Origin of the sequence: Coleofasciculus sp. LEGE 07092, assembly GCF_015207375.1 — a bacterium.
Taxonomy (GTDB): domain Bacteria; phylum Cyanobacteriota; class Cyanobacteriia; order Cyanobacteriales; family Coleofasciculaceae; genus LEGE-07092.
Genome location: NZ_JADEWY010000063.1, coordinates 23,493 through 37,262, shown reverse-complemented (window position 1 = coordinate 37,262; position 13,770 = coordinate 23,493). Strand labels below are relative to the sequence as shown.

The window sequence follows — 13,770 nt, the reverse complement described above, 5'->3', positions numbered from 1 at the left end:
GCGGGGGAATTAATCAAAAGGCTGGAACTTAAGAAAGCAAGTCATAAAAGCAGATCTATAACCAGTCTAAATGAATGGCAAAATATTCTATAATAATTCTTATTTAAGGGAGGTAGATTTGATTTTCTTACCTATTTCCCAACTCCTAATTTCTAACTTTTGCAGAGGCGACAGATTTGTATTACTTTACTCTGCAAGCTTGAGAGCGAATCTGCGCCTGTCTTAAGATTGATTTCCAACTCCAGCAGGACTCGTAGGGTGGAGGTAAGTTGACTCAAAGAAAGGTGTTGAACTTCTTTGGTGAGGAAATAAATTCGTTTAGGATTACTGACTTCGGCTGCTTTAGCGATCGCTGTGTGGTCTTTTTCTCCGGTACTCACCATTAGTTTAACCCATAACCAGGTGCGGAATTGCCCTATTAACGTGGCAGAAATCCGCAAGGGGGGTTCATTTTTGTGAATCAAGTCGGCAACTAGTGCCAGTGCTTTGGCAGTATCCCCTTTGAGAATTGCCCCTGCCAGTTGTAAGCTGTTTTGAGTCGTGGTGGTTACTAAGGCAGTAACGGCACTTTCATCTAGGGGTTTGGGAGCCTCCCCAGCGTAAAGTCGCAATTTTTCCAACTCGTTAAATAGCTGTCGGGTATCGTTTCCGACTGCGCCTGCCAAGAGTTGGGCAGCACCAGGGGTGAGTTTGACACCATTTGAGCGAGAATAGGATTTTACCTGTTCTACCAACTGTTCAGTCTTCCAGGGGGGTATCAGGGGAAATTCCTGGATTTTGGCGTGCTTTTGCAGCAGTTTTGTCGATTTGAGACGCCCATCTGGTCGATTGGGAGCCGTTAGTAGCAAAATAGACTCTTGAGGAATGGCAGGTAGAGTACGCTCTAGTTCTGCCAGCAAATGTTCTGAACACTGCTGGCATAGTGTTGTCTCTACTAACCAAACCAGACGATTGCCCATGCCAAAGGGGGGAGTCATTGCCTGATTGAGTCCCTGAAGGACGGTGTCTGGTTGGTCGGGGGGAATTTTGTCATAGTTAAAACTAACCCAGTTGGGGTCGAGTACTGACTTGCGCAGTTCGTTGACTGCTTGCGTCATCGCAAAGTCATCCTCTCCCCAGTAGAGATAAATTGGCATAAGGAACACGCAAAAGCACTAGGAGGGAATTGAAATTGGACGATACTTATCCAATCTATGTAAATCGTGTCGCACGGATGACCTTACCGGCAAACTATCAATCTAAGTTGCAGCATATTCACACATCACCCAAGTTTGCCTGTCTTCCAGATGGTAACAGATATGCCGTCTATTTTCCTGGGTACAGCGTAATTACACCACCTTGGGAGGAAGAGCCAGATAATGCCGCCTTTTATCGGAATTTGCAAGACCTCCAGGAACGGTTATTGCAAGAGTTAGGTTCTTTAATGATAGCGTTACCTCCGGGTAGTTTTCATATAACCCTAGCTGATTTGATTTGGGAGAATACTTATCGAGATGCCCAACAAGAAAATCCTGATTTTGACAAACAACTTCAAGAACGGATTGGCGAAAGTTTCCAGAAATATCAGCATAGTTTTCCTAGTAACCAACCCATTGGTTGGCAGCTACTTGGTCTAATGGTAATGCCTCGTGCGATTGGCGTGTGTTTAGCACCCAAGGACGAATACTCTTATCAACAGATTTGGCAACTTCGCCGAGCTATTTATCAAAATCGTGGTTTAATTGCTTTAGGAATTCAGCAGCAGTACCATTTTACTGCCCACGTTACCTTGGGATATTACGGCGAAATCCCCCCCGAACTCGACCGCGATCGCACGACTCAGGTACTATCAGAATTAAATGAGCAATTTTTAGAGAAGGACGTTAGTTCATTCTGGGTTAAACGGGCGGAACTGCGGAAGTTTGATAATATGGTACGTTACTACCGGGAACCTGACTGGCCCCTTGTAGAGTTTTAGGGTTTTTACCGGGTCAGAGTTCAAGGCTTTTTGAACAAGAGATGGTGGGATGTACATTTCAAAGTTTCAACTTTTTAATTACAAATCATTCCGAGACTCTGACCTGCTGGAGTTTACACCGGGTATCAATATTATTGTGGGGGCGAATAATTCGGGGAAGACGGCGTTACTAGAGGCGCTGACGCTGAGTTTTGAGGATGTGCCGCATCGGAGTGTTAAGACGTTACCGAGTCCGGATTCAATAGCGGAAGCGCAAATTCGCTTTAATCTTAAAAAATCTTACTTTATTAATTTAATTAAAGATTTGAAATGTAATCTTCTCTTCAATAAATCTTCTAATTATGGGACAATTGAAATTCCCAAATCAGAGTTAGCAGAAGATGACATCAAACAAAACAATGCAGAATATTTACTTCAAAAATGGATTGAAAAAACAGAAGATATAAAAATTGATTTATATATACCTTTACTATATTACAAAGACTTTGTTGAGTTAACTTCAGGTTTTAAATCATCATCAGATTTAATTGATAATCCAAAACAAACTTTATATATTGGAATTCAGACTCCAGATAACGGTCAATCAGAGGAAACTATCGTAGATTATTTACTTCTAAATTTTAGAGAGAATGTATATCGGTTTTACGCTGAACGACTAAATATTGCAAGTTGCCCTTTTGGTAACAGTAGCCAACTTAAACCCGATGCATCCAATCTAGCCGAAGTTCTTGGGGTATTACAGGGGCAAAATCCGGTGCGGTTTGAGCGCTTCAACCAACACGTATTAACTATTTTTCCAAAAATAAAATGGGTTTCTGTTCGACATCAAGATAATTCCACCCTTGAAATTATGGTATGGCAGATAGAGCCTGAAACAGAAAGGGAGGATTTATCATTTCCACTCTCAGCGTGTGGAACTGGAATCGGTCAGGTTTTGGCAATTCTGTACGTTGTCCTCACCTCCCAAGAACCACGAACTATCATCATCGATGAACCTCAGTCATTTCTGCATCCGGGTGCAGCCAAGAAACTGATAGAGATTCTCAAAGAATTCCCACAGCATCAATATATTATTGCCACTCATTCACCGATGATTATTGCGGCTGCTAATCCCTCTACTATTGTGAAGCTGCGATATGAAGCCGGTGAAACCAAAACTGAGGTAATGAACCCGGACGACATTAAAGAACAGCGTTCCCTATTAGCTGACCTGGGAATCAGATTATCAGACATTTTCGGCGTTGACGATATCCTCTGGGTGGAAGGTGAAACCGAGGAACTGTGTTTCCCACGGATACTGGAAGAATTAGCGACTAATCATTTAAGAGGCACTCAAATCCTCAAAGTCAGGAAAACGGGAGACTTTGAGAAGAAACCTGCTAAAGCTGCCGACGCTATATTTTACATCTACGATCGCCTCAGTAGTCGAGTTAGCTTATTCCCAGAGCAAATGCGGTTTGTGTTCGACAGGGAAAATAAATCGGAGGAAGAGATAAAAAGGCTAGAGAAGGAACGTCCTAATCTATTCTTTCTCCCCCGGTGTATGTATGAAAACTATCTGCTGCATCCAAAAGCGATCGCAACCCTCATCAATCAGTATGATAAATCACGGGATAAATGTCTCACAGAGGAAGACGTTCAGCAATGGATTGAGGACAAGCAGCAGAACAGGAGTTACCTTCCGCAAGGGGTTGATAAGAATAGCCTGTCAGAGGACGAATGGTTGTGCAAAGTTCATGGTGCTAACCTTCTCAAACGCTTATTCGCGGAGTTCTCTGAGACGCGAGTAGAGTTTCGGAAAACAACGCACTCCCCTGAACTAACAGACTGGTTGCTTGAACACGAACCCCATTACCTTGCTGAACTTACTAAGTTTTTGCAGGAGGTGCTTGAGAACAAACCCTTAAATCGGACTAGGGGCAAGACATGAGCAATATTTTTTAATAAACAGAAAATATCGATGTTTATAAGTTTCAAAGATTCTATTATATCAACAACTGGAGTTCAAGATTGATGCAGGATGATCCACCTGTTGATTCTTTTTTATCTCAGCTAGGCGAAGGATACACCGAGATAGAAGTTACTGAAATAAAGCAGTATATAGCTGAATGGAATGCCTCTACCTACATCACTCGACTGCTAGAGCAGTTAACGGTCGATTATAAAAATACAAAAGAAGAACGAAAAAAGATTGGTTCTCTATTTCCAACTTCTGATGAAGAATTCACCCTTCTCGAAGAAATCGAACTGTTAACCGTGGATATCCGAGGTTATGCCAGTCAAATTCAAACACGAGGCTGGATTGAAAATGAACAGGATGCCATTAAGCAATTGCAAGATAGGCGAATCTTTAGTGTTCCCGCGATCGCTCAATTTTACTTTGCCACCAATGGAGACTACAGACAACTGAAAGCTTATATTCAGATGCTGGACTATTTGCGCTTGCTAATGCTTGAATACCTGCACTCCACCAACAGAACTACCCAAGATAGCATACACCAACGCTCACAACCCAAATCTAGTCAAGGGGAATAAGCAGAAAAATCTATGCACTTACCCATCCACCCTATTATGGAGCAAAGCTTCGCCATCATCGACCAAGAAATCGGCGAACACACCTTTACCCCCGATGAATACGCCATTGTGCGACGAGTCATCCACAGTACTGCTGACTTTGACTTTACCCAACTGATTCAATTTAGTCCAGAAGCAATTGAAGCTGGAATTAACGCTATCCAAAATAAGACACCCATTATTACTGATGTCGGGATGGTAAAACAGGGGGTAGCGGGAATGGTAGCCAAAACCTTCGGCAACCCCTTAATTGCCGCCGTCGAACAAGCACCTGTAGCACTTCCCGGAAAAACCCGCACGGAGACAGGCTTAATCCAATGCTTTGAGGAATATCCTGACGCTATTTTTACGATTGGTAATGCTCCGACAGCTTTACTCGCTTTGTGTGCTAAATTGCCAACATCCTCAATTCAACCTGCTCTAGTGATTGGCGCACCTGTGGGATTTATATCAGTTCTTGAATCCAAGGATATGTTAGCTCAGACAGCCGTCCCTCAGATTCGAGTTGAGAGTCGGAAAGGAGGTTCACCTGTCGCCGCTGCTATCTTGAATGCATTAATCGTTTTGGCTTGGGAACGGGAAAGAGGGAAGGGGGAGTAGAAACAATTAGATAAGTTTCTTATCAAAAATACATTAAGTATCTCTTGACAATCGGCAAAAGATTAAAGATTTGATGAAGATTGATCTATACCCAAAATCTATCTTCACAAAATACTGTATCTTTATCCCCATGTCTTAGATACTTTATCACGTAAGGAACTGTTCTACATGACTAGTCCATTTAAAAAAATAGCCTTGTTGAGTGTCGGTTTAGCCCTAGGTTTTGGAGTACTGGAAAGTAAACCAGTACAAGCGGCTGAGTTTGCCTCGTTTAATTTTAGCTTTGTTAGCTTTGATGCTTTCGGCTCAGGGCATCTGACTTTTAGTGTTCAAGATGACGAAGTAGATTTACTGAAAGAATTTTTAACAGGTGTTGGGACGGAGACAGTTAGCTTAAATCAGTTATCAACAACACTATCTGAGGTTCAATTTGACTTTAATTACGAAGGAATTTATCATATCCTATCCGTTGAAGGGGTTCAGTTTGGAGGTGACGGAACTTGGGATTCAAGCGATTTAAATTATGCAAATTTTTGGTTTAATTCAGGTAAATTGGTAGGTTTGAGTTTGGATTTAGAACCTAATGTTAGCGATGATTCGGGTGGTTACTGTTATTCTGAGAACTATTCCTATGGTTCTTATGTTGAGAGGTGTATTGATTTGTATGTTTCTGAATACAACAACCTATTTGTTGAAAAGACTAACTTTGTACAGCAATTAGATGTATATGAGCAGTACTGCTATTCTAATTATTATTATAAATTTGGTGAATTAACAGAGGAGCAATTTTACTGTGACGAATATTCTAGGTCTGATACAGTCTCAGGCGACATTGAGTTCGAGACTATTGATCCATTTAAACTACCTAACCAAAGTGTTCCAGAACCGGGTAGTGTAATAGGTTTATCAGTGCTAGGACTAGGTTTAGTTCTAAAGAAAAAGCTAGGTTTATTCCGCAACTAAATGCGGGGATATTATTCTGAACGATGATGTGTTTGGATTGGACACCGAAAGCAATCTACCGAGGAGTGAGAAGTATGGACGATTCTGAAAAATTTACTAAGAACCCGTTGAACTTCTTCATTGAGGGCGTCAACCAAGCTATTGAGGAGACGGGGAAAAACCTGCAAGAATTGGGAAAACAAGCCCAAACCTTTATCGATGAAACCGGGAGAAACCGGCAAGAATTGGGAGAGCAAACCCAAACCTTCATCGATGAGATTGTGAGAACAGGTGAAGCTCAATACAATACCTGGTATAATCAGCAAGAAAGTTATCGGAGCCGACCGAGAACGGAATTGCGGCATCAGCTTTTTACACTGGTGCATGGAAACTGGGATTTAGCAGAGCGATTGCTAGAACAGGTGAGACAGAATAATCCTGGTCGTTCGGAAGACTGGTATTGGGAAAAAGTTATTTATGATTTGCACCGGGATAATCGGCGATAGCAGATGAATGCTATACAGGTCGTAGGAATTGGCTTGGATGGTGCTGCTGGACTGACGGATACAGTGCGGCAGGTAGTAGAACAGGCAACCGTATTAGTGGGGAGCGATCGCCATTTGAGCTACTTTACTAACCATCCAGCTTCCCGTATAGTATTAGGAGATTTTACCCAAGTCATCCGCGATATTCGTAGCCAGTTGGCAAAAGAAGACGCTAATGGTGGCATTGTAGTCTTAGTCAGTGGCGATCCTCTATTTTTTGGCTTAGGACGGCTGTTATTAGAAGAATTGCCACGGGAACAGCTCACGTTTTATCCCCATGTAAGTGCGGTGCAACTTGCGTTTAATCGGGTGAAAGTGCCTTGGCAAGATGCCGCAATTGTCAGTGCGCACGGACGCTCAATGGATGAGTTGACTGTCGCACTACAGCAAGCAACGGAGAAGATTGCCGTGTTGACAGACCGAAGAAATACGCCAAATGCGATCGCTCGCCTGCTACTGGGGATGGAACTCTCTGACTTTTACGACTTCTGGGTGTGTGAAAATCTGGGAGGTGCCAACGAACGGGTGCGGTGTTTTCCAGTGGATGCGGTATTGCTAGAGACGTTTGCCCCCCTGAATGTAGTAGTATTGCGGCGTCAGTCTGACGACACTAACCCAACAGTAGACGTTGATACCTTACCAATTCTGGGATTGCCCGATCGCGCCTTTGCCAGCTTTAGCGATCGCCCTAATTTGATGACAAAGCGGGAAGTGCGGACGCTGGTGTTGGCAGAATTAACACTGCAACCGGGACAAACCGTTTGGGATATCGGTGCGGGAACGGGTTCGGTGTCGATTGAAATTGGTCGCTTGTGCGGTACGTCTCAGGTTTATGCGATCGAAAAAACGGCGATTGGCAGTGCGCTGATCGAACAGAATTGCCGCCGCCTGCACGTTAAGAATGTTATCTCAATGAACGGTACAGCACCGGACATTTTGCATCACCTCCCAGCACCCCACCGCATCTTTATTGGCGGGAGTGGGGGGAATTTACTTTCAATTCTCGATCGCTGTAAGGCGCAGTTGGAAACCAATGGGATTGTCGTGTTAGCGCTGGCAACGTTGGAACATCTTAATGAGGCTATTGGTTGGTTTAATACTCACGGTTGGGAGTACCGATTATTGCAAGTTCAGCTATCTCGTTCTATTCCTGTAGGACAACTCACTCGCTTGACACCCCTCAATCCGGTAACAATCGTCAGGGCAATTCGTCACTTCGGCTATGCTCAGTGACCGCCGATGGACGAGTAGCTATTAAGGGGAAAACCGTCATTTTGTCAAGACGACAGCGATGTTAATTTGATATTGAAGCTATGTTGGGTTACTGAATCAAGCGATCGCTCCTTTACCCGACGATATAGAAGAATTATCCCAAGCGATCGCACATTGGTGCAACCCAGAAGAACGTGCTTCCTACTCGAATGCCTTGCGTCAGATACGTCAAACCCTTGCTAGTGGTAATCTTCAAGCTCCTGAATTTCAAGTCAACAAATCCATCGTGCAAACAGTTATCGCTGCAACCAGTCCAACAACTGAGCTTCACTAAGTTGAGTAATTCCTAACCCTTGCGCCTTTTCTAATTTAGAACCCGCATCCTCTCCAACTACTATATAGTCCGTTTTAGAACTGACGGAACTCGTCACTTTACCACCAGCTTGTTGAATCAACTCCTTCGCCTCATCGCGCTTGAGTGTTGGTAAAGTACCTGTAATGACAAAGGTTTTACCCCTCAAGGGTTGCTCTGCGGGTTCAGGAGTAGTTTCCCCTGCTTCAGCCGTAACTTGCAAACCCGCCTCTCGCAATCGTTCAATTAAAACCTGATTGCTAGGAACCCGGAACCAATCATAAACAGATTGAGCAATTTCTGAACCAATGCCGTAAACCCCTTCAATTTCTGCTACCCTAGCCCCAGCTAATCGTTCAACTGTTGGAAACTGCTGGCTTAAAACTTGGGCATTGACGCTACCAACGTGACGAATGCCCAAACCGTAGAGGACTCGTGCCCAAGGTTGTATTTTAGAATTAGCGATCGCATCTATTATTTTCTGAGCAGACTTGACGCCCATACGCTCTAAAGATGCTAGCTGTTCAGTCGTTAAATCATATAAATCGGCAACTGACTGTACTATACCTCGCTCAACCAATTGCTCGACAATTTTTTCCCCCAAACCATTAATATCTAAAGCACCGCGACTTGCCCAATGAATCAGCGAACCCTTTAATATTGCTGGACACGAAGCATTTATACAGCGAGTTACGGCTTCCCCTGTTAAACGCACCACCGGCTGATTGCAGACAGGACAATGGCTGGGCATCTGGAAGGGTTGAGCATTAGCGGGACGGAGTTCTGGCAGTACCCGTACCACTTCCGGGATAATTTCCCCCGCTTTGCGAACAATTACCGTGTCGCCAATATGGAGTTCTAACTCCCGAATGCGATCGCTATTATGCAACGATGCTCTCGATACCGTTGTTCCAGCTAACTGCACTGGCTGCAATTCTGCCACTGGTGTCAGCGCCCCCGTTCGTCCCACCTGAACTTTAACATCAAGTACTAGTGTCGGCGCTTCTTCTGCTGGATACTTAAGAGCGATCGCCCAACGGGGAAACTTCTGGGTAAACCCTAGTTGTTCTTGCAATTCCAGGGAGTTGACTTTGACTACCACCCCGTCTGTCATATAGGGCAAATTCCGCCGATCTGTATCCCAATACTCGTAATACTCCCAGACTTCCTCTAAAGACGCACAAACTTTCCGATGGGGATTCACGCGAAACCCCAGATTTTGCAGTAATTCTAGTGCCTCCCATTGAGTACGGGCGACTTCAGCATCGTTAATTCCTTGAATATGCAATGTATAGGCAAAGAAATCTAACCGCCGTCGATCAACAATCTGGGGATCTAATTGCCGCAACGTACCAGCAGCAGCGTTACGCGGATTAGCAAATAACGGTTCACCCGCTTCCTCTCGCTCTCGATTAATCTCTTCAAATACCTCCAGGGGTAAAAACGCCTCGCCCCGCACTTCTACAACTGGTGGTGGTGTCTCTATATTCAACCGTAAGGGAATAGAGCGAATTGTACGCACATTCTGGGTAATATCTTCACCTGTAACCCCGTCCCCTCGCGTCACTCCCCGCACTAATAGTCCATTTTCATAGGTTAGTGCCAAAGCGTTCCCATCAATTTTTAGTTCGCAGACATATTCACTGGGGAGTGGGGGATTTTGAGAGAGATAGCGCTGCCATCGCTCCTGCCATTTGGTAAATTCTTCCAGATTAAAGGCATTCTCTAAACTGTAGAGGGGGATATTGTGCCGCACTGAGGAAAACTGAGATGCGGGTTTCTCACCCACGCGCTGGGTGGGACTATCCGGCGTCACCAATTCGGGATACTGCGACTCTAATTCTTGCAGTTCTCGATATAGGCGATCGTAGACCGCATCTTCCATAATGGGATTGTCGAGAACGTAATAGGCATAGCTAGCGTTCTGTATCAGTTGCCGCAGTTCTTGAACCCGCTGTTTTATTTCTGGCGTCACTTGACTTTCACTCAGTTTTCTACCCCAAGTACGGGAAAGCTGCCTTTCTAGTCTAGCGTTCTACTTCGCCCAGAACAATCGCAATCCCTCGCGTTGATTTAAACTCTTGACAAAGGAGAATGATTGCTACCGTCATCGGAACACCCAAGATAGCACCGGATATATCCCATACCCATCCCCAAAACACGATGGAAATTAAAGCAACAAACGGCGATAGCTGCAAAGATTTTCCCTGTACGCGAGGATCAATAAAATTACCCATCACAACCTGAATCACTGCTAAACCTATTAATGTGGCAATACCTATACCCACTCCCTCAAAAACAAGAGCCACCAGCGTGGGCGGAATGACTGCAATAATTGAACCCAACGTTGGGATATAGTTGAGCACAAACGCGACTAATCCCCACACAAATGCCAAATCAACTCCCAAGACAAAACACCAAATGCTGGTCAATACTCCCGTTAATAAACTGGTCAGAGTCATGGAGTCGAGCCGCATCACCAGATACCTGCCCGATATTCGGTAATACAGGATGAAGCGAGATAGATTTAGTTACGGCTGCCGTCCTGACTGTATCGATCGCCGCTTGGATTACTGGGGCTAGATTGACGGGGGTGATCGTTAAGCTCAGTTTACCGCGCAGAATTTTGGCAACATCGAGCAGATCATCAATCAGTTGAGTTTGTAATTTAGCATTGCGTTCAATGGTGGCAAGGGCTTGGGCTGTTTTGGTTTCATCCAGTTTGCGGGTTTGTAACAACTTTGCCCAGCCTAGGATAGGATTAAGCGGCGATCGCAACTCGTGGGAAAGAACAGCGAGAAATTCATCTTTGATGCGGTTGGCTCGTTCGGCGGCTTCCCGTGCAGATTGCTCTCGCTGTAATAGGCGAGTACGTTCGATTTCCAGTTGTTTTTTCGCTTCGATATCCGTTGCCGTGCCAAACCATTTGACAATTTGACCTTGCTCATTTTTTTGTGGAATTGCCTGGTGCAGGTGCCAGCGATACACCCCATCTGCTCGCCGCATACGACCTTCCGCTTGATAGGAGGTTTCCTGTTGTACTGCCTCAGTCCACTCTTGAACTAGAACAGGTAAATCTTCAGGATGGACAACCTCTTCCCATGCCGTTGTACGGGCTTGTTCCAGCGTTAACCCTGTAAACTCTGACCAGCGTCGATTGACATCCAATAACGCTCCTTTGGCATTGGCAGTCCAGACTAACTGGGGGATTAATTCTGCCAAACACCGATAGCGTTCCTCGCTTTGGCGTAACGCTTCCTCGGTTTGTTTGCGATCGTTAATCTCAATGACTGAGCCAATGTATCCTTTAAACTCACCCTCTTGTGTAAACCAAGGGCTGGCCGCATCAATTGCCCACCGATATTCACCGTCTTGGCTACGAAAACGATATTCTAGTTGAAAGGCTTCTTGACGCTCAATTGCCCGTAAAAAGATGTCACTAGAAAATTTCCGATCCTCTGGATGCACTGCCTCTAGCCACCCAAACCCCAGTCCCATTGCTTCTGTTTGCCCTGTGAACTCGTACCAGCTTTTGCTGAGGTAAATAGCCTTGGCTACATACCAATAAAGCTTGGTCGCTATAATGGGATATCTTCTTGGCGGTTTAGAGATGAAAGTATGCAGTCTGCACCCTTGCGAATTCAGTTGAGTTGGGACGACCCAGCCACTGGAGAGTTGCGATCGCCTTTACTATCGATTCCCATTGCGTTGGGGCGCGATTTCAACGGGATGCCTGCTGAACTCCAAGGGCGTCGGGTATCTCGGATGTTACTCAACAGCATTGAGGTATCTCGCTTTCACCTTTTAATCGACCAAGATAGCGGTGGGTTAGTTGTTATCGATCAAAACAGTCGCAACGGTACGTTTGTTAATGGTGTTCTCCAGAAGCGAAGCACTCTAGCCAACGGAGACACGCTGCAAATTGGTCCTTACACTATCAGTGTCAGTTTCACCCCCAGAACTCAGCAATCCCCTCGTGCCGGCAATTCCCAAATTTTCTTCAATCCCAATACAGGATTACCAGACCCCAATCAACCGCCTCCCGTACCACCAACGAGTCGCACTGCCTTTCCGCCGCCAATTTTTCAGGCTCAACAGGTCATTTTGCAAGACCTTCACGCTACGGGTCTATCGGTACATGAAATAGATTATGCCACGATTGGAGCGGGATTGGGGAGTTTTGTTTGGGTGGATTTTTTGAGAATCTATGGGGTAAAACCCTCTCAGGTTACGGCGTTAGGCATTGAACCGAAACCTTATACTCGCTATAAGCAACTCTGCCTGAATTCTCAAATTCCTCTACAGGAACGGTTGCGATCAAATTCTGATTCCTGTCCCGATAATATCTGGGGTTTTCCCAGTTATGCCTTACGAGAGGCATGGCATGATTTATGGCGGGGGCATCTGAGGGTATCTTTAAAGTATTTGTGGCAGGTTTTTGCTGAACCGACGTTTGCCGAAACTTATACGCCTCGCGCTGGCAATGTATTTGATTCGTTGGATCGGGAAGCGAAGCGGATTGGTTGGCAGCAGATATTTCGGTATGGTAGTGTCCGGGCGATTCGTAAAACTGATGACGGGCGGTATGCGATCGCTTATTCTCGCACAACTTCCGGACAGCGCGACCATGCCTTCTTAATTGCCCGTTACGTTCATCTAGCCACGGGATATCCGGCGATTAAGTTTCTTCCCGATTTGCAAGCATATCGAGAGAAAACCCGCGATTTTCAGTCGGTGGTGAATGCCTATGAACCCCATAACCATGTTTACAACCAATTAGAACGGCAGGGGGGTACAGTATTGATTCGGGGGAGAGGAATTGTAGCATCCCGGATTGTGCAGCGAGTCTATGAGGCGCGACAGCGAAACCCGCAGATTCGGTTAGTGCATTTAATGCGATCGCCTAAACCCCAAGGTAACACCTTCGGTAAATCCCAACGACTGGTAAAACACCATTATGAATTTCAACCCTTCAACTGGCCCAAAGCCTGCTGGAGTGGGGAATTGCGGGAAATGCTAGAAAAGGCTGAACCTCAACAGCGACAGCGTTTGCTGAGTGACTGGGGAGGGACAACGACTGCGGATCGAAGCGATTGGAAGCATATTGTTGATGAAGGACTCAAGCGAGGCTGGTACAAAATTGAATTTGGGGAAGTGGAACGGGTAGAACGGGAACAAAACTGCATCGTTACCTATATTCAGGAGAAGAATTATAAAGGGCAGATGCGTCTAGAGGCGGATTTTATTATTGATGCAACGGGACTCGATGCCAATGTTACTGCTAGTCCTTTCTTAAATGACTTAGTTACTCATTACAACTTACCCCTCAATGACTTGGGGCGTTTAACGGTGAGTAATGAGTTTGAATTGGTAGAAATGCGCCAGTCAGGGGGGCAGATGTATGCCGCAGGTGCGATTACTTTGGGGGGTTCTTATGCGGCGGTGGATAGTTTTTTGGGGTTGCAGTATACGGCATTAAGGGCAGTGGATGCGATCGCTTCTACTAAATCCCCTAGAATTCATCGATTGAATGCCCTGAGTTCGTTTCTTCAATGGTTGAAGTGGGTAAGCGATCGCTCTCCTTAAAG

General features: G+C 45.2%; 12 protein-coding genes. 8 read left to right on the top strand and 4 right to left on the bottom strand.

What is annotated here, in order from left to right; translation table 11 throughout:
* Nucleotides 1-152: 152 nt before the first annotated feature.
* On the bottom strand, nt 153-1,136 hold the full coding sequence (gene holA / locus IQ257_RS16145; RefSeq protein ID WP_193874191.1) for a DNA polymerase III subunit delta: 984 nt from the start codon (nt 1,134-1,136) through the stop codon (nt 153-155).
* A 35-nt stretch (nt 1,137-1,171) separates the two neighbouring features.
* Between holA and IQ257_RS16140 the strand changes: the two genes are divergently transcribed.
* From IQ257_RS16140 to cbiE, 7 genes are all read left to right on the top strand, one after another.
* The gene (locus IQ257_RS16140; RefSeq protein ID WP_193874190.1) at nt 1,172-1,957 is read left to right on the top strand and encodes a DUF1868 domain-containing protein; all 786 of its coding nucleotides are present in this window, start codon (nt 1,172-1,174) and stop codon (nt 1,955-1,957) included.
* A gap of 49 nt (nt 1,958-2,006) precedes the next feature.
* Nucleotides 2,007-3,887 (top strand): AAA family ATPase, encoded by a 1,881-nt coding sequence (locus IQ257_RS16135; RefSeq protein ID WP_193874189.1) that lies wholly within the window; start codon nt 2,007-2,009, stop codon nt 3,885-3,887.
* A gap of 83 nt (nt 3,888-3,970) precedes the next feature.
* Entirely contained in the window at nt 3,971-4,492 is a 522-nt protein-coding gene (locus tag IQ257_RS16130) for a hypothetical protein (protein WP_228060759.1), read from the top strand.
* 12 nt (nt 4,493-4,504) lie between these two features.
* Nucleotides 4,505-5,131: a cobalt-precorrin-8X methylmutase gene (locus tag IQ257_RS16125; RefSeq protein ID WP_193874188.1), complete on the top strand. Its 627-nt coding sequence runs from the start codon at nt 4,505-4,507 to the stop codon at nt 5,129-5,131.
* A 168-nt stretch (nt 5,132-5,299) separates the two neighbouring features.
* Nucleotides 5,300-6,094 (top strand): PEP-CTERM sorting domain-containing protein, encoded by a 795-nt coding sequence (locus tag IQ257_RS16120; protein WP_193874187.1) that lies wholly within the window; start codon nt 5,300-5,302, stop codon nt 6,092-6,094.
* A gap of 74 nt (nt 6,095-6,168) precedes the next feature.
* Nucleotides 6,169-6,579, top strand: coding sequence for a hypothetical protein (locus tag IQ257_RS16115; RefSeq protein ID WP_193874186.1), 411 nt, complete (start codon nt 6,169-6,171; stop codon nt 6,577-6,579).
* 3 nt (nt 6,580-6,582) lie between these two features.
* Nucleotides 6,583-7,851 (top strand): precorrin-6y C5,15-methyltransferase (decarboxylating) subunit CbiE, encoded by a 1,269-nt coding sequence (gene cbiE / locus IQ257_RS16110; protein WP_193874185.1) that lies wholly within the window; start codon nt 6,583-6,585, stop codon nt 7,849-7,851.
* Nucleotides 7,852-8,126: 275 nt separating this feature from the next.
* Here cbiE and ligA read toward each other — a convergent pair whose 3' ends face one another.
* The 3 genes from ligA to IQ257_RS16095 are packed head-to-tail and all read right to left on the bottom strand — an operon-like array spanning nt 8,127 to nt 11,728.
* The gene (ligA, locus tag IQ257_RS16105) at nt 8,127-10,157 is read right to left on the bottom strand and encodes an NAD-dependent DNA ligase LigA (RefSeq protein WP_193874184.1); all 2,031 of its coding nucleotides are present in this window, start codon (nt 10,155-10,157) and stop codon (nt 8,127-8,129) included.
* A gap of 52 nt (nt 10,158-10,209) precedes the next feature.
* Nucleotides 10,210-10,614: an AI-2E family transporter gene (locus IQ257_RS16100; protein WP_265584482.1), complete on the bottom strand. Its 405-nt coding sequence runs from the start codon at nt 10,612-10,614 to the stop codon at nt 10,210-10,212.
* A complete protein-coding gene (locus tag IQ257_RS16095) occupies nt 10,580-11,728 on the bottom strand; it encodes a PAS domain-containing sensor histidine kinase (protein WP_322744360.1) in 1,149 nt (382 codons plus the stop codon). The genes IQ257_RS16100 and IQ257_RS16095 overlap by 35 nt, the downstream gene beginning before the upstream one ends.
* A gap of 72 nt (nt 11,729-11,800) precedes the next feature.
* On the opposite strand from IQ257_RS16095, the gene IQ257_RS16090 reads away from it, so the two are divergent.
* Entirely contained in the window at nt 11,801-13,768 is a 1,968-nt protein-coding gene (locus IQ257_RS16090) for an FHA domain-containing protein (RefSeq protein WP_193874183.1), read from the top strand.
* Nucleotides 13,769-13,770: the final 2 nt, after the last annotated feature.

Coding starts and splice junctions, on each gene's coding strand:
- holA (WP_193874191.1), bottom strand. CDS start 1,136: ATGCCAATTTATCTCTACTGGGGAGAGGATGACTTTGCGATGACGCAA.
- IQ257_RS16135 (WP_193874189.1), top strand. CDS start 2,007: ATGTACATTTCAAAGTTTCAACTTTTTAATTACAAATCATTCCGAGAC.
- IQ257_RS16130 (WP_228060759.1), top strand. CDS start 3,971: ATGCAGGATGATCCACCTGTTGATTCTTTTTTATCTCAGCTAGGCGAA.
- IQ257_RS16125 (WP_193874188.1), top strand. CDS start 4,505: ATGCACTTACCCATCCACCCTATTATGGAGCAAAGCTTCGCCATCATC.
- IQ257_RS16120 (WP_193874187.1), top strand. CDS start 5,300: ATGACTAGTCCATTTAAAAAAATAGCCTTGTTGAGTGTCGGTTTAGCC.
- IQ257_RS16115 (WP_193874186.1), top strand. CDS start 6,169: ATGGACGATTCTGAAAAATTTACTAAGAACCCGTTGAACTTCTTCATT.
- cbiE (WP_193874185.1), top strand. CDS start 6,583: ATGAATGCTATACAGGTCGTAGGAATTGGCTTGGATGGTGCTGCTGGA.
- IQ257_RS16090 (WP_193874183.1), top strand. CDS start 11,801: ATGCAGTCTGCACCCTTGCGAATTCAGTTGAGTTGGGACGACCCAGCC.